This window comes from Treponema endosymbiont of Eucomonympha sp. (genome assembly GCF_001028545.1).
The window spans coordinates 1-18,121 of sequence record NZ_BBPW01000009.1 but is presented as its reverse complement, the minus strand read 5'-3'; the positions used below and the strand labels follow the sequence as shown (position 1 = coordinate 18,121).

The 18,121-nt window shown below is 61.6% G+C and carries 15 protein-coding genes and 1 tRNA gene; 4 read left to right on the top strand and 12 right to left on the bottom strand.

The features are described 5' to 3' along the window. Positions 1–258, bottom strand: a 258-nt coding sequence (locus tag AWU74_RS01055) for a transposase (RefSeq protein ID WP_162504621.1), incomplete at its 3' end; no start/stop codon positions are given. 515 nt (positions 259–773) lie between these two features. Between AWU74_RS01055 and AWU74_RS01050 the strand changes: the two genes are divergently transcribed. Next, positions 774–3,080 (top strand): heavy metal translocating P-type ATPase, encoded by a 2,307-nt coding sequence (locus AWU74_RS01050; protein ID WP_062326758.1) that lies wholly within the window; start codon positions 774–776, stop codon positions 3,078–3,080. A 30-nt stretch (positions 3,081–3,110) separates the two neighbouring features. On the opposite strand, the gene AWU74_RS12545 is transcribed toward AWU74_RS01050, so the two are convergent. From AWU74_RS12545 to AWU74_RS01015, 7 genes are all read right to left on the bottom strand, one after another. Next, complete coding sequence (locus AWU74_RS12545; protein WP_238580112.1) at positions 3,111–3,338, bottom strand: hypothetical protein; 228 nt, start codon at positions 3,336–3,338, stop codon at positions 3,111–3,113. 122 nt (positions 3,339–3,460) lie between these two features. After that, entirely contained in the window at positions 3,461–4,417 is a 957-nt protein-coding gene (locus AWU74_RS01040) for an ABC transporter ATP-binding protein (RefSeq protein WP_062326754.1), read from the bottom strand. Next, complete coding sequence (locus AWU74_RS01035) at positions 4,414–5,406, bottom strand: FecCD family ABC transporter permease (RefSeq protein WP_062326753.1); 993 nt, start codon at positions 5,404–5,406, stop codon at positions 4,414–4,416. Before AWU74_RS01035 ends, AWU74_RS01040 begins: the two co-directional genes overlap by 4 nt. Next, positions 5,393–6,262 carry an ABC transporter substrate-binding protein gene (locus AWU74_RS01030; protein ID WP_162504620.1) on the bottom strand — a complete coding sequence of 290 codons (870 nt, stop codon included), beginning with the start codon at positions 6,260–6,262 and terminating at the stop codon, positions 5,393–5,395. The genes AWU74_RS01035 and AWU74_RS01030 overlap by 14 nt, the downstream gene beginning before the upstream one ends. Before the next feature lie 218 nt (positions 6,263–6,480). Continuing rightward, positions 6,481–8,700: a type I DNA topoisomerase gene (topA, locus tag AWU74_RS01025; protein WP_162504619.1), complete on the bottom strand. Its 2,220-nt coding sequence runs from the start codon at positions 8,698–8,700 to the stop codon at positions 6,481–6,483. A gap of 38 nt (positions 8,701–8,738) precedes the next feature. Next, the gene (gene dprA / locus AWU74_RS01020) at positions 8,739–9,704 is read right to left on the bottom strand and encodes a DNA-processing protein DprA (protein ID WP_062326749.1); all 966 of its coding nucleotides are present in this window, start codon (positions 9,702–9,704) and stop codon (positions 8,739–8,741) included. Positions 9,705–10,426: 722 nt separating this feature from the next. Further along, positions 10,427–10,843 carry a hypothetical protein gene (locus AWU74_RS01015; RefSeq protein WP_062326748.1) on the bottom strand — a complete coding sequence of 139 codons (417 nt, stop codon included), beginning with the start codon at positions 10,841–10,843 and terminating at the stop codon, positions 10,427–10,429. 742 nt (positions 10,844–11,585) lie between these two features. On the opposite strand from AWU74_RS01015, the gene AWU74_RS01010 reads away from it, so the two are divergent. Further along, entirely contained in the window at positions 11,586–13,859 is a 2,274-nt protein-coding gene (locus AWU74_RS01010; RefSeq protein ID WP_062326746.1) for a peptidase U32 family protein, read from the top strand. Between the two features lie 402 nt (positions 13,860–14,261). Here AWU74_RS01010 and AWU74_RS01005 read toward each other — a convergent pair whose 3' ends face one another. From AWU74_RS01005 to AWU74_RS09790, 3 genes are all read right to left on the bottom strand, one after another. After that, on the bottom strand, positions 14,262–16,061 hold the full coding sequence (locus AWU74_RS01005) for a polysaccharide deacetylase family protein (protein ID WP_062326744.1): 1,800 nt from the start codon (positions 16,059–16,061) through the stop codon (positions 14,262–14,264). A 79-nt stretch (positions 16,062–16,140) separates the two neighbouring features. Then, on the bottom strand, positions 16,141–16,278 hold the full coding sequence (locus AWU74_RS11345) for a hypothetical protein (RefSeq protein ID WP_187150770.1): 138 nt from the start codon (positions 16,276–16,278) through the stop codon (positions 16,141–16,143). A 6-nt stretch (positions 16,279–16,284) separates the two neighbouring features. Beyond that, positions 16,285–16,776 (bottom strand): transposase, encoded by a 492-nt coding sequence (locus tag AWU74_RS09790; RefSeq protein ID WP_162504618.1) that lies wholly within the window; start codon positions 16,774–16,776, stop codon positions 16,285–16,287. 41 nt (positions 16,777–16,817) lie between these two features. Here AWU74_RS09790 and AWU74_RS01000 point away from each other — a divergent pair, with 41 nt between their 5' ends. Further along, on the top strand, positions 16,818–17,075 hold the full coding sequence (locus AWU74_RS01000) for a transposase (protein ID WP_162504617.1): 258 nt from the start codon (positions 16,818–16,820) through the stop codon (positions 17,073–17,075). Between the two features lie 142 nt (positions 17,076–17,217). Continuing rightward, positions 17,218–17,290: transfer RNA gene (locus tag AWU74_RS00995), tRNA-Asn, on the top strand. Between the two features lie 10 nt (positions 17,291–17,300). Here the strand turns inward: AWU74_RS00995 and AWU74_RS09785 are convergent. After that, a protein-coding gene (locus tag AWU74_RS09785; protein WP_162504616.1) for an IS5 family transposase occupies positions 17,301–18,076 on the bottom strand; the annotation gives its coding sequence in 2 pieces (ribosomal slippage) (positions 17,301–17,698 and positions 17,698–18,076; 777 coding nt in all). Between the last annotated feature and the right edge of the window lie 45 nt (positions 18,077–18,121).

Below are 18,121 nucleotides of genomic sequence, written 5' to 3'. Positions count from 1 at the left end.
GTCCGCCAGCATTCTCCATATTCCCTTGTCCCGCCAGCGGCAAAACCGCTTGTGTATGCTGTTCCAATTTCCGAATTCTGGCGGTATATCCCTCCACGGAGCGCCCGTGCGCGTCTGCCACGCTACCGCGTTAATAAACAAGCGGTTGTCTTTCGCCACTCCCCCGTGCTTCCCTGCCTGTCCGGGCAGCAGTTCTTTTATCCGTTCCCACGCCTCGTCGCTTATATCGTGCCGGTGAATGCCTTTATTTCCTTTCATGCTCCTATTTTACCTCTTTTCCTTTCTTTAGTCCACACTGCCTAGCAGGTGTCTCGTGCCTGCCCGTGCAGGCGTCTCGTGCCTGCCCGTGCAGGGGATCGCCGCAAACTCGCTTGGCACAGAGGCTCTCGTGTGGGCGGACGAGAGGCTCTCGGCAATGCCGCCCGCCCCCGCTTCTTTTACTAGCCGCTTGCCTCTATGCAGAGTTTGCCGTGCGCTTGCAGCGTGCGGCAAACTCGACCGTTACCCGCAAGGGTAACGCCGCGCCTGTATGCCGTTCGCCATTCTTTCCTTATATACCGCGAGTGTGCGCTATTCGGCATAGGGGTAAGTGTCCGCGCTCTATGTCTTCACCTACAGGCAAAGCATAAACGCCCACCTCTCTGTCGAGTTCCTTCAGGGAACTCGAACGTTACCCGTAGGGTAACGCGGAACGCAAGGCTCTTATCTTATGCGCAAGAACGGCATATAGTATCCGGCAAGTCCCCTGAAGGGACTCGGACGGAGGCATAACTATGACAACACAGACAATACCTATCGGCGGCATGACCTGCGCCGCCTGCGTGGGGCGGGTTGAAAAGGCTATCCGCGCGGTGGCGGGGGTCGAGCGCGCGGTGGTGAACCTCGCCACGGAAAAGGCGTCGGTGTCGTATGACGCGGAGGCGGTGCGGCTCTCGGCGATAAAGGCGGCGGTCGAGAAGGCGGGCTACGCCGTGCCGGACAGCGCCGGGGCGGACGCGGACGCGCTCCGCAAGGCGAAAGCCGTCAGGACGCTCTGGACAAAGTTCGCCGTCGCCGCGGCGTTCAGCCTGCCGCTCCTGTATATTGCTATGGCGCCGATGATTACGGCGTTCCGGCTGCCGTTCCCCGCGGCGCTCCGCCCTATGAGCTTCCCTTTCGTCTACGCGCTCACCGAGCTGCTGCTCGCGCTGCCGGTGATAGCGGTGGGCTACCGCTTCTACGTCGTCGGCTACAAGGCGCTCCTTGCGCGGAGCCCGAATATGGACAGCCTGATTGCGGTCGGCACGACGGCGGCGGTGTTATATTCGCTCTACAATACGGCGCACATCGCTTTGGGCAGCTTCGGCGCGGTCGACTCGCTGTACTTCGAGTCGGCGGCGGTCATCATCACGCTGATTCTGCTCGGCAAGTCGCTCGAGGCGGTGTCGAAGGGGCGCACGGGCGAGGCGATTAAGAAGCTTATGGGGCTGCAGCCGAAGACCGCGCTCGTCGTCGGGAAGGACGGCGCGGAGCAGGAAATCCCTATAGACGAGGTGGTGCCCGGAGACGTCATATCCGTAAAGCCGGGCGCGAAGATCCCCGTGGACGGCACGGTGCTCGAAGGGCGCACGGCTATCGACGAGTCTATGCTTACGGGCGAGAGCATGCCGGTGGGCAAGAAGGCGGGGGACGCGGTGTACGCCGCGACGCTCAACGCGACGGGCGCGTTCCGCTTTCGGGCGGACAAGGTGGGCGCCGACACCGCGCTCGCGCAGATTATCCGCCTGGTGGAGGACGCGCAGGGTTCAAAGGCGCCTATAGCCAAGCTGGCGGACGTGGTCGCGGGCGTGTTTGTGCCCGTCGTCTGCGCCGTTGCGCTCCTCGCCGGCGCCGCGTGGTACGTTGCGTCGCTCCACAACCCCGCGCTGCTCCCCGCCGGATACCTCCCGCTCCGCTTCGCGCTCACCGTGTTCATATCGGTGCTGGTCATAGCCTGCCCCTGCGCGCTCGGACTCGCCACGCCGACGGCGATTATGGTCGGCACGGGCAAGGGCGCGGAGAACGGCATTCTGATTAAGGGCGGCGAGGCGCTGGAGACCGCGCACAAAATCACCACGGTCGTGTTCGACAAGACCGGCACGCTCACCGAGGGCAAGCCGCGGGTAACGGACATAGTGCTGGCGGAAGGCGCGGGGGCGCTGACGGAGGACGGGCTTTTGGCGCGGGCGGCGGGCGCGGAAAAGGGGTCTGAGCACCCGCTGGGGCAGGCGCTCGTGCGGGAGGCGGAAACGCGGGGGCTGGAGCTGCCCGCGCCGGACGACTTCGCGTCGCTGACGGGGCGGGGAATAGAGGCGCGCTTTGCCGACGGCGATATGCTGGTCGGGAACCGGAAGCTTATGGAGGAGCGGGGAGTCGCGCTGGGGGACTGCGCGGCGGAGGCGGAGCGGCTTGCGGGCGAGGGGAAGACGCCTATGTTCGCCGCGGAAGGCGGACTGCTCGCGGGAATCATCGCAGTGGCGGACGTGGTGAAACCGTCGAGCAGGGCGGCGGTCGAAACGCTGCGCCGAATGGGTATACAGGTCGCCATGCTCACCGGCGACAACGCGAGGACCGCGGCGGCAATTGCGCGGCAGGCGGGAATAGACCGCGTGCTTGCCGAAGTGCTGCCGCAGGACAAAGCCGCCGAGGTGAAGAAGCTGCAGGGCGAGGGACGCACGGTGGCTATGGTCGGCGACGGCATAAACGACGCGCCCGCGCTGGCGCAGGCGGACGTCGGCATCGCTATCGGGAACGGCACCGACGTGGCTATGGAGAGCGCGGACATCGTGCTCATGCGGAGCGACCTTTTGGACGTGGCGACCGCTATAGACCTGAGCAAGAAGACGATACGCAACATTAAGCAGAACCTGTTCTGGGCCTTCGGCTACAACACCGTCGGCATACCGGTCGCGGCGGGCGTGCTGCACCTGTTCGGCGGTCCGCTCCTCAACCCGATATTCGCCGCCGCCGCCATGAGCCTGAGCTCGGTGTCGGTGGTGAGCAACGCGCTGCGGCTGAAGCGCTTCAAGCCGGCGGCGTTGCCCGCGCAGAGCGCGGGGTAACGCCCGAGTTTGCCGCACGCCAAAGGCGTGCTACCGAGTTTGCTTTGCAAACTCGCTTGGCATAACGGCGAGACCTATAGGCAGTGTCCGTTTACTGCAAACTCGCGGCGCGTAGAGGACGGGCATCTGCCGGGCGGGATTACCGAAGAGGAGGGGAAGCGATTTTGCCGCTTTCCCTATGACGGCATAGCCCGTTCCCCTGCGGACTGACGCGCGGAGGAAACCGCCCGCGGAACTGCCGAAGTTTCGTTTTGACATTCCCGCGCGCGCATCGTATACTATGCGCGAATTCCTTAAGAACCCCGAACGCGCGAGAGCGCAAGTAGGAAGAGGCGGGAGTTGCCGCGAAGCTGCTCCCGCCTTTTTTATGCCCGTCGCCCCTATCCCTCCCCGCACGGGCAACGCTTCATGCCCGTCAACGACTCTCTTGGTGCCCGTGTCAGGGGTCGTGAAGTGCCCGTGTCAGGGGTCGTGAAGTGCCCGTGTTTCGCCTTACCCGCGCTCCGCACGGGTAAGGACCGAGTTTCCTCAAGAAACTCGGACGTTCGGCGCAAGCCGAACGCGTACACCTCGCGGCTTCCCTGCGCCGCTTCCACGCATACGCCGAAGGTCTCCGCTATCATGCCGTTTCGCGCCGCTTCGCCCGGACTCCCCAGCGGGAACAGCGCGCCGTTCGCGGCGACGAATATGCGCTCCCCGACGGTAAACGCCTGCGGCAAATCGTGCGACACCATGACGATTCCTTTGCCGCTCCGGTGCAGCGCCCGCAGGAGTTTCATTATCTCAAGCTGACAGGCGACGTCCAGATAGGTCGCCGGCTCGTCGAGCAGAATCAGGTCCGCGTCCTGCGCCACCGCGAGCGCGATATACGCCCGTTGCCGTTCCCCGCCCGAAAGCGACGCCACGCTGCGGTCAAGCAAGCCGCCGACCCCCGCCAGCGCCGCCGCGTCCGCGATTTTCGCCCGGTCCGCGGGGGAAAGCGTCTTGGAAAAGCCCATATGTGGAAAGCGCCCGTGCGCGAGCAGCGTCCGCACGTCCATAGCCGGAACGGGGCGCGTCTGCGGCAGGTACGACAGCCTGCGGGCGCGCTCCCCGTGCGGCACGGCGCGCAGTTCCCGGCTTTCCGCGCCGCCGGGCGCAATGCTGCCGAGCGCAATGCTGCCCGTATACGGGATGATTCCCGCCAGCGCGCGCAGCAGCGTCGATTTGCCGCTGCCGTTCCTGCCGACGACGCAGGCAAAGTCGCCCTGCCGGAACTCGGCGCACACGCCGGACAGGAGCGGCGTTTTCCCGTAGCCGATTCCCGCCCCTTGCAGGCGGAGGAAGGTGCCGCTCACCCCGCGCCTCCCCGCGCTTTGCGGAACAGGAGGAACAGGAAGAACGGTGCGCCCAGAAACGACAGCAGGATTCCCACCGGCAGCTCATACGGCGCGAATATGACGCGGGCGAGCAGGTCGCAGCCCAGCACCAGCACGCCGCCCGAGAGCGCGGCGAAGGGCACGAGCGCCTTGTGGTCGCGCCCGACGAGGAAGCGGGCGGCGTGGGGGACGAGCAAGCCCGCGAAGCCCAGCAGCCCCGCGACGCATACCGCCGCCGACGCTAGCAGCGTCGCGCACAGCAGGGAAAGGAAGCGGCAGGCGGCGACCGGGACGCCGAGCGAGTGCGCGACTTCGTCCCCAAGCGACAGCGCGTTCAGGAACGGGGCGAGGAGCGCCGCGCCGACCGCGCCCGCCGCAATGCAGGGCAGCGCGTACCGGAGCGGCGCAAGCTCGGCGTGCGCGAAGCCGCCGATAAAGAACGCGGCGCGGTCGAGCACGCTGTCCGGCTTGAGCGTAACCGTCGCGTCGAGCGCGGCGGACAGCAGGCTCGACAGGGCGATTCCCGTCAGGATTATGACGTTCCGCGACGCGCCTATGCGCTTTGCAACGCCGTATACCAGCAGCGCGGTCGAGAACGCACCCATGAATGCGGCGGCGGGCTTCGCGGCGAACGCGCCGGGGAACAGCACGGAGGCGAGCACCGCGCTGAAGCCCGCGCCGGCGTTGACCCCGACGGTCCCCGCCGACGCGAGCGGGTTGTTCAGCCCAGACTGCAGCAGCAGCCCCGACAGCGCGAGCGCCCCCCCGCACATAAACGCGGCGGCGTTGCGCGGCAGCCGGACGTAGGCAAGGATAATGCGGGATGATTCGGGAATAGCGCCGCCCGAAAGCCAGCGGACTACGTCCCCGACGCCGACCCGTGCCGCCCCCGCCGAAAGGCTCAGCAGGAACAGCGCGGCGGCGCTTATGCCGCAGAGGATATATGCGGCGGCCTTATTCCGCCGCATACGTTTCGGGGTACACGATTCTGAGCAGGTGCTCATACGCCTGAGCCCACCGACTGTTCGGCTTAAAGTGGAACAGCGCTTTCGGCAGCACGATGAAGCGCCCATCCCGCACCGCCCGCAGGCTTGCCCACGCCGGGTGCGCCGCGAACGAGGCGGCAAACGACGCGCGCGCTTTGTCCTCGTCGCCCTGAAACACCGCGAAGATAAAGTCGGGGTTTGCCTCGATGATATGCTCGACGGACACATTCAGCGCGGAAGTCCTGCCGCCCGCCGTTCCGCCGCCCACGACATCTACCCCTATGTCCGACAGAATGGCGCACACTTGGTGCTCGCCCGTAATAGCGGTAATGCCCGACGAATAGGCGCGGAAAAACAGCGCCGATTTCCGCCCTTTGTCCGCCGGAAGCCGGGCAAGCAACGCGTCTGCCTGTTCCCGTACCCGTTGCCCGTTCCGCTCGAACGCCGCCGCGTCCCCCGTTATGCCCGTAAAATCCCGCAGCGCGGAGAGATACTCGTCCAGCGTCTCGACTTTGACGAGCAGTGCCGGAATATGCGCCGCCCGCAGGGTTTTGGCAAGGGAGCGGTGCGCGGCAATATCGCGGGACAGCAGTACCAAATCAGGCTTCAGGTCGAGCAGCCGCTCCGCGCTGGGCGAAAAGACGCCGCCGAGGTTGGCAACCCCGCCGGGAAGCGCGAAGCCGCGCTCCGCAGCAAATGCGTCGGCGCTGACCCCCGCGAGCGAGCCGCCCGCCAAAAGCCACATTTCCGCGATAGAGGACGAGAGCGCGGCGACGGTTTTGGGCGCGAGTGGCGCCGGAACTGCCGCCTGCCGTTTTGGGGCGCAGGAACCGAACACAAGTGTCAGACACGCACAGAAGGTACAGCAGAGAGGCAACGCATAAAATCGGGCAATATGGTTTGGGCGCACTGTCTATCGCCTCGTTTACGGGCTGGCAAAGGCGTGCGGGAGGAGGGCGGAAAGCAAAGCCGACAAGAGGCTTTCTGACAAAAAAGCAGCGCCTAACGGCATACCGCCAGAGTTTGTCAGTGTACCGCCAACGCCTCGGCGCGGCGTCATGGCTCGCCCGTGCCCGTAAGCTCCGGCGCGGGTTCTTCGTCAGCCGAATGCAGGTATGTGCAGTCCGGGTTTATGCACGCCTTGTACGAGCCGTTCTTCTTGTCGTGCTTCTCCACCATGAACCAGCCGCACTGCGGGCACGCCGCGTTGAGCGGCTTGGAATGCGTCAGGAAGTCACATTCGGGATAGTTCGTGCAGCCGTAAAACTCCCGTCCCCGCCCGCGCGCCGTCCGCCGCGAGATAATGTCGCCTTTGCCGCATTTGGGGCACTTCGCCAGCGGCAGGGATTTGGCGTTCCGGCATTCGGGGAAGCCGGAGCACGACAAGAAAAAGCCGTACCTGCCGAGTTTTTTCAGCATTGGGCGGCCGCACTTCTCGCACGTCTCGCCGGTATTTTCGTCGAATGTGCCCTTCACGCTTTCCTGCGTCGCCATGACGCGCTCCACCTGCTCGCGGAACGGAAAGAACACTTCGCCGACCAGCTTTACCCAGTCCTCCGCCTGCTCTTCCACGCCGTCGAGTTTCTGTTCAATTTCCGCCGTAAAGTTCTCATTCACCACGTCGGAAAACGACTCGACGAGTATCCCGTTTATAATCCGCCCCAGCGCCGTCGGCACGAGCTGCTTGTTGCTCCGCGTCACGTAATACCGCGTCAGGAGCACGCTGATAATCGGCGCATAGGTCGAGGGGCGCCCGATTCCTTTTTCTTCAAGCAGCTTCACTATCGACGCGTCGGTATAGCGGGCGGGACCCTGCGTGAAATGCTGTTCGGGGCGAAACGTGCCGGGTTCCAGCGTCTCGCCGACGGCAAGCGCGGGGAGCGAGCCGCCCGTGCCCTCTTTCGCTGCCAGCACCTTGAGCGCGCGGCAAAAACCCTTCTCCGCCAGCGTCGTCGCCGAGGCGCGGAACACCGCCTCCCCCGCCGCAATATCCGCGCTCGTCGTCCGGCTCAGCGCGTTGGTCATTTGGCTCGACACGAAGCGCTCCCAGATAATGCTGTACAGGCGGAACTGGTCGCGGTCGAGGTATCCCTTCATCGAATCCGGCGTGTACTTCACATACGTCGGGCGGATTCCTTCGTGCGCGTCCTGCGCCTTCGCCCCGACCGCGTATTCGTTTGCCTGCGGCGGCAGTTCGGCGGGATACGCGCCCTGAATCCACTCGCGGACTTCGGCGAGCGCAACGGCGGAAATGCGCACCGAATCGGTACGCATATAGGTGATAAGCCCGACGCGCTCGTGCCCGACGCTGATTCCTTCGTATAACTGCTGGGCAAGGACCATCGTCTTGCGGGAGACAAAACCGAGCCGGTTCGCCGCCGCCTGCTGCAGCGTCGAGGTGGTGAACGGCGGCTTGGGCTTCAGGCTCTTTTCCGTCGTCTTGACGTCGGATACGACGCAGGCGGCGCCTGTAATGTCGGCGATAATCGCCTGCGCCGACTGTTCGTCCTTGAGTTCCGGCTTTTCACCGCGGTACTGCGCGAGCTGCGCGGCAAACTTCGCCCTGCCTTTGACAAAGCCCGCCTCAAGCGTCCAATACTCTTCGGGAATGAAGCGTTCCGCCTCGTCTTCGCGCTCGCAAATCAGGCGGAGCGCCACCGACTGCACGCGTCCGGCGGAAAGCCCGTTCTTCACCTTCTTCCACAAAAGCGGCGAGAGGTTGTAGCCCACGAGCCGGTCGAGCACGCGCCGCGCCTTCTGCGCGTTCACCTTCGCCTCGTCTATGTCGGCGGGGTGCTTCACCGCCTCGGCAATCGCGCCCGGCGTAATCTCGTTGAACACGATTCGCTGTATCGGCGCGGCGGTCTTCTCCGCAATAGAGTTCCGCAGGTGCCACGCGATAGCCTCCCCCTCGCGGTCGTTATCGCTTGCGAGCAGCACCGCGTCCGACTTCTTCGCGTCCTGCCGCAGCTCCTGGAGGATTTTTGCCCGCCCCTTCACCGTAATGTATTCAGGCTCAAAGCCGTGGTCTATGTCGACCGCCATGCGCGACTTGGGCAGGTCGATGACGTGCCCCATAGACGCCTTTACGGTGTAGCCCTTGCCGAGGTATTTCTCTATCGTCTTCGCCTTCGCCGGAGACTCCACAATAACCAGCGTGTTTTTGCGCACCGGAGTTTTTGCGCCTTTCGCCGGCTTGGGCTTCCGTACCGCTTTTATAGCCGGCTGCGCCTTTTTCGCCGCCGATTGCGCCGCTGCCGCTTTTGTTCCCGTCATGCCTGTTCCTTATCCGCCTTTTCCGAAAACCCCGAGGTTTATTCCATAATGTCAGAGAAATCCAGTTCGCCTTGCCCGCCGTGCGGTCTGCCCGGCGCGTTCAGCGCCGCCTCGCGGTAATCGGCATACGAACGTATGACCGGGGCGCCGTCTCGGCAATACCGCGCCGCCGAACGTTTCATCGGCTCCGCCGCGCTGCCCGCCGTATCCTGAAGCGTCGCCCCTTGGAGCGCCAGTTCGTGGAAGTACACGTCGCGTCCCTGCTCAAGCGCGAAATCCGCCGTGATAAGCGCGCCCGACGCCCCCGGCGCCTCGATTATCACCGTCGCGGGGGACAGTCCCGAAATGACGCGGTTCCGCTGCGGGAAGCGCCACTTTGTCGCCTCCGTGCCGGGCGCGTATTCGCTGACGACGCAGCCGCCGCGCGAGATAATCATGCCGCCGAGCCGCCGGTTCGACCGGGGCGAAAGCACGTCCGCGCCGCTTGCCAGCACCGCCGCCGTCTTCCCGTTGCCGTCGAGCGCGCCCGCGTGGGAGGCGGCGTCGATTCCGAACGCCAGCCCCGACACGACGGTAAGGCCGTCGCGCGCCGCATCCGCCGCAAATTGACGCGCCGCCTCAACGCCCGCCCGCGTCGGCTTCCGCGTGCCGACCACCGACACGCACGGCGCGTTCAGCGCGGCACAGTCCCCGCGGCAATACAGCAGGAACGGCGGGTCGAACAGCGCGCGGAGCAGGGCGGGATAGGCTTCGTCGCCGTGGCCCACGCAATGCATGCCGTACCGTTCCGCGACGAGCGCGATTTGGGCAACCCGCCGCTCGATATCGGCGTTCCGCCACGCCTTTGACCGCACAGCCCGCCCCGCCAGCGCCGATATATCGCCGACAGACAGTAGTGCGAGCTCCCGCGCCGTGTCAAGGTTTGATTCGAGGACGAGTTTCTCCCGGAAGGTCAGGAAGCTCATCTCGGACAGAGCCAGGAGCAGCGTCAGGTTCTTGGTCACGGCGCCACGATAGCAGGAAAGCGCAGCCCGCGCAAACGCGTTCGGCGGTAGCCGAACGTCCGAGTTCTGCGTTACCCTGCGGGTAACGTTCGAGTTCCTTGAAGGAACTCGACATAGAGGTGGGCGTTTATGCTTTGCCTATGGGCGAAGACATAGAGCGCGGACACTTACCCCTATGCCGGATAGCGCACACTCGCGGCATATAAGGAAAGAATGGCGAACGGCATATAGGCGCGGCGTTACCCTTGCGGGTAACGGTCGAGTTTGCCGCACGCTGCAAGCGCACGGCAAACTCTGCATAGAGGCAAGCGGCTAGTAAAAGAAGCGGGGGCGGGCGGCATTGCCGAGAGGCTCTCGTTCGCCCACACGAGAGCCTCTCGTCCGCTCACGCGAGAGCCTCTGTGCCAAGCGAGTTTGCGGCGATCCCCTGCACGGACGGGCATGAGGCACCTGCACGGGCGTGCACGAGGCACCTGCACGGGCGGGCATGAGGCACCTGTACGGGCGGGCATGAGGCGCCTGCAAGGGCGGGCATAAAAAAAGAGCAGGGCGTTTTGTCCTGCTCTTTTGCGTCTGCCTCTATACCGAGTTTCCTCAAGAAACTGTCGCACGCCGTAGCGTGCTACCGAGTTTGCAAAGCAAACTCGCTGGGCGCAAAAAAAGGCGGGAAGCGTTGTCCGCCTCTCCGCCCTGCTCTGCGCCTCTCCGTCCGCCGTGTCTCTTTAGTACCAGTACTGCTCAAACTCTACGATTTCTTTCAGGTTAAACTCCACCCAGCAAGACTCCCCGGCTTTGCTCGTGCTGTAGGAGTCGGTAACCGTTATCCCGGCGGCTTCCAGTTCCTTGCGGAGGTAATCCCCCCAGCGCTCAACGTGCACCGTCCTGTCGGTTCCAAGAACATAGTCCTCGTCAAGGTTACCTATTTCGCTTGTAAAAAACACGTAGTTTACCCCCCCCTTCGGACCGCGAATAGTGTACCCGAGGTGGTTGCGTCCAAACCTGCCGGCGTCGGCAGCATCGTCGGTTGCCTGAGCCGCCGCGTCCGCGAACCCGTCGCAGGAATACAGCGCGAAACCCGCGCCTGCCGCCAGCGCGAGAGCCGAGACAATGCCGAGCACTGCGTTTCTTGTTTTGTTCATTTGAGAACTCCTTATAGAACCGTTGTTACTGCCTCGTGCGCGCACGGCGCCGTGTGCATATAACGCTAAACACCGCGCCGGGGCGAATCGCTTCTGTCCCCGCCGCGTTGTGCTATTATAATCCCGCGTCCGCAGCTAGTCAATACTTCAATTCCCGCGCACACGCGGGCATAAAAAAGAGCAGGGCGTTTTGTCCTGCTCTTTTGCGTCTGCCTCTATGCGCCGCGAGTTTGCGTAAGCAAACTCGGTAAGCAAGCCGTAGGCTTGCGGCAGTTCCCTCAAGAAACTCGAACGTTACCCGTAAGGGTAACGTAAGGGCGGGAAGGCGTTTCCGCCTCCCCGCTCACGAGAGCGCCTCTCGTTAGGCTAGAACAGAGGCTCTCGTCCGCTCACACGAAAGCCTCTCGTTCGCCCACACGAGAGCCTCTCGTCCGCCCACACGAGAGCCTCTCGTTCGCCCACACGAGAGCCTCTCGTTCGCCCACACGAGAGCCTCTCGTTAGGCTAGAACAGTGTCTCTGTCCTGCCCTAGACAGAGCCTCTGTCCTGCGTGTGCGTCATGACGCCACCGAGAGCCGTCATAGGGAAAGCGGCAAACCCGCTTCCCCTATGAGACGAGAAAGGGAACGGGCTTTGCCCGCTCCCTTTCTCTCCGTTTCGGCAGTCCCAGTCGGCGCTTGCCTGTGCGCTATACCTACAGGCGGGCGGTAGCGCGCCGAAGGCTTGCGTGGTATAGTGCCGTATGGCTGAATTAGTTGCGCCCGCGGGCACGCCCGAAGCGCTCGACGCGGCGCTGAGCGAAGGCGCCGACGCGGTATACCTGGGGCTGAAAACCTTCAACGCCCGCCTGCGGAGCGCGAACTTCACGTGGGCGGAGGCGGAAGCGGCGGCGCAGACGCTGCACCGCTTCGGCAGGAAGCTCTACATAACGGTGAACGCCGTGTGCGAGGAGCGCGAGACGGAGGAGCTGTACCGCTTCCTCGCCTACCTTGAGCGCCTCGCGCCCGACGGCATCATCGTGCAGGACCTGGGCGTCATCCGCATGACGAACGAGTTCTTCCCCGGCCTCCGCATGCACGCCTCCACCCAGCTCAACGCGGCGTCCGCCCGCGCGGTGAACCTGCTCGGCAAATCGGGCGTGCGCCGCGCCGTGCTTGCCCGCGAGCTGTGCGCCGCCGAAATCCGCGCGGTCAAAGCCGGCACGAGCGCCGAAATCGAAGTCTTCGTGCACGGCTCGCTCTGCGTGAGCGAGTCGGGACTGTGCCTTTTCTCCAGCTTCCTCGGCGGCAAATCCGCGAACCGCGGCGCGTGCACCCAAGCCTGCCGCCGCCGGTACACGGCGGAGGGCTCCGCGTCCTATTCCGCCGGCTACTTCTTTTCCCCGAACGACTTGGAGCTTATCGACCGGATTCCCGCCCTCGTGGAAGCCGGCGTCGACGCGTTCAAAATCGAGGGCAGGATGAAGAGCGCCGAATACGTCGGCAGCGTAACGGCGGCGTACCGCTATATGCTCGACCACTGGCGCGGAGACCCGAAGGGCACGCTCGCGGCGGGGAAGCGAATGCTGTCCTCCGATTTCGGCAGGCGGAAGACCCGCTTCTGGCACGACTTTGCCCCGAGCCGCTACGCCGCAGGGAGCGAGGCGGTCGCGGAGGGGACGCTGAATCCCGCGCAGGCGGGGGGCACGGGAATATGGCTCGGCAAACTCAGATCGGTGAAGGACGGCTTCGCGTCGCTGAACGGCGGCAGCTACGAGCCGGACGTCGGCGACACCGTCCGCCTGCACCGCAAGGACGATTCGGGGCGCACGAGCCACAAGGTCAGGGAGGTCGTCCGCGACGGCGGCGCGTTCCGAATGGACGTCCCCGAAGGCTTTCAGGCGGGGGACGACGTGTATCTGCTGCAAACCAAATCGGCGACCAAACGCTACGTGCACCTGTTGCCCCGCGACCTCCGCCGCTTCCGCGCGCGCCCGAAGCGGGAGGAGCTTCCCGTGCTGGATATTACGCCCGTCGGCAGAACCGAGCTCGCCCCCTTCCCTATGGGAGTGTACATTCAGGCGTCGACGGTACGCGACCTGTGCGCGGCGCTTTCGGCAAGCCCCGTGCGGCTGATTCTGGAGCTCAACCACGAGACTCTCGCCGACCTGTGCGAGCGGGGCGTCTCGCTGCCGGTGTCCAAGAAGCAGGTGTTCCTGTCGCTCGACCCGTTCTGCCCGCAGTCCGCCGAAGCGGAACTGTCCGAGCGCGTCTCGTACCTGCGCGAAGCGGGCTATGCCAACTGGGTGGTGAACAACCCCGCGCACTTCTCTATGCTGCGGAACGCGCCCGACGGCTCCGAAGGCAGGCGCGCCGAGCCGGACGCGTTTCTGGTCGCCGGACCGTACCTGTACACGTTCAACCGCTGGGCGGTCTCCTACCTTGAAAACCAGCATATCGGCGCGTTCATCACGCCGCTCGAAAACTCCCGCCGGAACCTCAAGGAGACGTTCGAACCGCCGGTGCGGAGCCGCGTCATGGTTACGGTGTTCGCCTATCCCGCGTTGTTCAGAATGCGCTTCAGGCTGCCCGCCTCGTATGACTTTCTCTATCTGAGCGACAAGGAAGGGACGCAGTTCAAGGCGCTTTCGTCTGACGACGGCTCGTATATCCTGAGCGACAACCCCTTCTCGGTGGTAGACGCGGCGCGCCTGCTCGAAGGCGAAGGGTTCTCGCGCTTCTTAATCGACCTGTCGAAGACGCATATAGAAAAAAAGTCCCTGAGGCAGATTATGAGCGCGCTGCGCCGCGGCTTGGCGCTCCCCGAAACGTCGCGCTTCAACTGGAAGGAAGGGTTCTACACGGAACGCGCGTCCGACAAAGCAGAACGTCCGAGCCCCTTGAAGGAGCGCGGCGGAGAAACTAAAGCCCCTTTGCCGGAAACTGCCGCAAACCCGCGGGCGCCGCAAACTCGCGGCATAGGGACAAAGCCTATTCGCCGCACACCCGCGGCGCGCAAGGCTGCACCGACCGACTAGTTATACACCGCACAGGTTGGAATGCGTCCACACTTCTTAAATAGACTCGACATAGCGGCAAAGCCTCTTTTTCCGTGTCCGCACGCAGGGCAAGATTTAGACAAAACCGGTGTATAAGCGCCCAAAACACGCCGGTTCTGCTTAGACACTAATTAGTTCTGTTCAAAAACTAATTAGTGCCAGTCATAAACTAGCTAATTAGTTCTCAAAACTATATAGTTTTGGTCAGAAATTATGTAGTTTTTCTTAAACACTAACTAGCGCTGGTTAAAAACTGGCTAGTTAGTTCCCAGCACTACTTAGTGTTTCTTAAAAACTAGTCAGTGTTGGCTCAAAAAGAATTAGCGCCGACGCAGCATACGTGAAAGAGAGCCACTTGTATTCCAAAGGGGTTTTCCTATATCACGTTTCTTTTCCCCCTTTACGCGGCGACAGAATCGTCAGCGTAATCGTCTTCTCCATTTCTCGGTCAGGCTCAAGCGCAATTTCCCAAAAAAATGTCCCGCCCACTGCGTAGGTGTGCTGTCCGGCGGGCAGCGGTTTGAACGCGAAACCCGCTTCTTCATTTGGCACAAATACAAACGACGCACTGTCCGCCGCGTCGGTGATTCGCACGGTGGCGACGCCGCTTTCGGCATTAAACAGTTTCGCGGTGTTGAGTGAAAGTTTTTGCTGCTCCACAACGGCTTCCGTTTTGCACTGCTTTCCTTTGCCCAGCGGAAGGAGCAGCGACGAAGAAGACGCAAAAACCGCGCATAAGGGAGCGGGACTCAGGTTTTTCAAAATGTACTGCACCTGCACGCCGGTTTCAAACGCTGAAAAATTTTTCTTGAGCAAAACACACTGCCTGTCCGTGCCGTATAGCGCGGTTTTTTGCAGCCGGATTTCTTTTTTGACGCGCTTAAATGATGCTTCAGTAAACAGCGAGCGCGAAAGAACCGTTTCGCCGTCAAACGTGCGCGTGCCGACGGGCTGCAGGCAGTCGACAAAAAGCCGCAGGGAATCCCCGCAGTAATTGAACAAAGCCTTAAACACGTCCAGCTCAAAAACCGCGCCGCCTTTTTTAGTGATAAACGCGTTAAACGCGTCGAGCTGATACGCATATTCCGCGTGTCCGTCGCTGTCGAAATCAAAGGCAAGCGCAGACGCGGAAAACCCGCTTGCTTCACGGACGAGTTTTTCAGCCTGAATACAATTGCGGTACGCGTCGGCTTGAAAGTCGCTGTTTGTGCCCGCGCCGGCAGCAAGATATGCGCCCCCCGTCTGTGCTTCCCACAGTTTTTCACGGGCGGCTTTTTTCCGCGCCTTATCTCCCCGGCATTGATTCACCGTGCAACTGACGTGCATCATGCGGGAATACACGTTTTGCACGCACGGGTGCGCCTGCATATAATCCTGCATGTTTCTCTGATTTGCGCCTGCATAGGAAATCCCGGACGGAATATACGCCGGAACAAATAATTCGGCTTCTTTCAAAAAGCGGGACGGAACGGTAAGCGCAATTTCTTCGGGCAGCGCCGCGCAGAATCGCTCAAGCCAATTTGTTTCAAGAAGCGGCAGCATATCGCACGGCGGCACAGCGCAGACCGCGACCATATCCGGCGAATTGTCTTGAGGATATGCTTGAATCAGCCGCACGATATACGATTCCGGTGATTCCGAGCGCGGCGCAAGCTCCGGGTGAACCGGCAGTGCCGTGACCGTTTTTCCCGCATGTTCCAAAATGAGCGGAGAAAAACGCGGCAGCTGCACGGGGAAAAGCGAAACGTCGAGCTGCGCAAAATCCATAACGCAGCTTTTATACGAATCAATAAGCAGCGGGTCCCATATATTCGGGGAAAGCCCGACGCCGCGGGGTCGGCGCCCCACCAACTTTCGCTGAAGCGTCGTAAGCAGTTCAATTTGCCCTGCGCGGTCAACCGGCAACAGGAGCGGCAGGACCGGCGCGTAATAGCCGCCGCCCAGCAGTTCCAACTGCCCGCGGTCGACGAGTTCGGATAGCAGCTTGATAAACTCGGGGTGCGATTTTGCGTACAGTTCAAGTTCTACCCCGCCGAATGCCCACGAAAAAAAACAGTGTGGGTGCTTATACAAAAAGGTAAGCAGTTTTTTGTATACCGTTTTATACACGGTTTCAAGCGAAACAGGGTCTGTCGCAGAGGCGGCGTCGGTTGCGACACCGAAACAAAAAGCGTGTCTCATTATGTTTTATTCTTTTCCAGAACTTTTCCTTCAACGGTTTCCGGGTTGTCGATTCACCTGAGGCGATTCCTTCGGCATTTTACACTGCCGTTTTGCGCCTTGATGATTCCGGCTCAAAATCCGCGATAAACAGGCTATATTCGCCGATTTCACGGCAATGGTTCCGCCCGCTCAAGCGCGAGCACCCGCAGCACAATGTGCCGCAAGTTTCCTGCATACAGTTTTACCTTATATGCCGAGTTTCCTCAAGAAACTGCCGCACGCCGTAGTGCACTACCGAGTTTGCTTTGCGAACTCGCGGGATAAAGCCTACCGCCGAACGCCTCCTGCTGGGCTTTGGCGGTAGGCCTGCAGACCTTTCCGGCGCACCGTCCACATTCGTCATAAGATAGGGTTTCAATCCTAGGTAGGGCGAACTGGAAGGTGGAGGAACAAACACCTGATATGAATGGCGGCGATAAGGAAGCGGTGAGCTTTGCGCAGCACGTGGCAATTCCCCGCTGGCGCTTGATGGCGCGGAGACGCTTTCAATGACGTGCCGTGCCCGATACAATTCATGTTTGTATGTTTTTTGCTCTTTCCGGCTTTTAACCGGAGGGATGACGGCTGCTATATCCGCTTCCTTAAGCATATCGAACAGTTCGTTCGTGTCATGCGCCCTGTCCGCAAGGAACGCTTTCGACGCGAAAAAAGGACAGTTGCTGCTAGGAAACATCGGGAAACGCGAAGGCACTACGCTGCTTATGGACAGGGCATATGAGGATAACAAAACGCGGGCATTCGCAGAGAATGCCCGGCTTTGCTCCTGTCGTGCCGCCGATGCGCAGCCGCAAAGAGCCGTGGGACTATGACCGCGAATTATACAAACAGCGAAACGGCGTTGAGCGTTTCGTCCGCCGACTGAAGGCGTTCCGCCGCGTGTGCACCCGTTACGATAAGCTCGACACTATGTTCAGCGCGTTCATTTATCTGGCTATTATCAATATGACTTTGCGCCGCGTGAACACTCCTTAACATAATATTTCCGCAGAGGCTATATCCGTGTTTCGTCCGTGTCCTCCAAAACAGATGTGCAGATTTTCGCTGTTGCCAAAAATGCCGTCCCGAAGGAATAATTGACATTTTTTTTCGCATCAGTATACTATGCGCAATTCTTTCCCCTTTAGCTCAGTTGGTAGAGCAAAGGACTGTTAATCCTTGGGTCGTTGGTTCAAGTCCAACAGGGGGAGTTTCGCAAGCCTAGGTAGCGTGGACTGGAAGGTAGAGAAACAAACACCTGACATGAATGGCGGCGATGAAGGAAGCGGTGAGCTTTGCGTAGCGTGTGGCAATTCCCCGCCAGCGCTTGAGGGCGCGGAAGACGTTTTCAATGACGTGCCGCACCCGATACAGTTCATGACTGTACGCTCTCTGTTCTTTCCGGCTTTTAACCGGAGGGATGACGGCTGCTATATCCGCTTCCTTAAGCATGCCGAGCAGTTCGTTCGTGTCATACGCTTTGTCCGCAAGGAACGCTTCCGCCTCCAAATCCTCCATAAGGAGAGGCGCCTGGCTACAGTCCGCGACAGTACCGCTTGTCACAATGCCGCCTGCCGGCATCCCGTACTCGTCGACTACCAAGTGCAATTTGCTGTTCAGCCCCCTTTTGTGCGGCTAATGTCCTGACTGCCGCCTTGTGCCCCGCATGCGTCCGCGTGTGCCTTGATATACGTCGAATCTATCATAAAGATATCCCCGGCAGGCTCGCCTATTGCGGCGTCCGCCAGCATTCTCCATATTCCCTTATCCCGCCAGCGACAAAACCGCTTGTGTATGCTGTTCCAATTCCCGAATTCCGGCGGTATATCCCTCCACGGAGCGCCCGTGCGCGTCTGCCACGCTACCGCGTTGATAAACAGGCGGTTATCTTTCGCCACTCCCCCGCGTTTCCCTGCCTGTCCGGGCAGCAGTTCTTTTATCCGTTCCCACGCCTCGTCGCTTATATCGTGCCGGTGAATGCCTTCATTTCTTTTCATGCCTCTATTTTACCTCTTTTCCCCTATCCAGTCCACACTACCTAG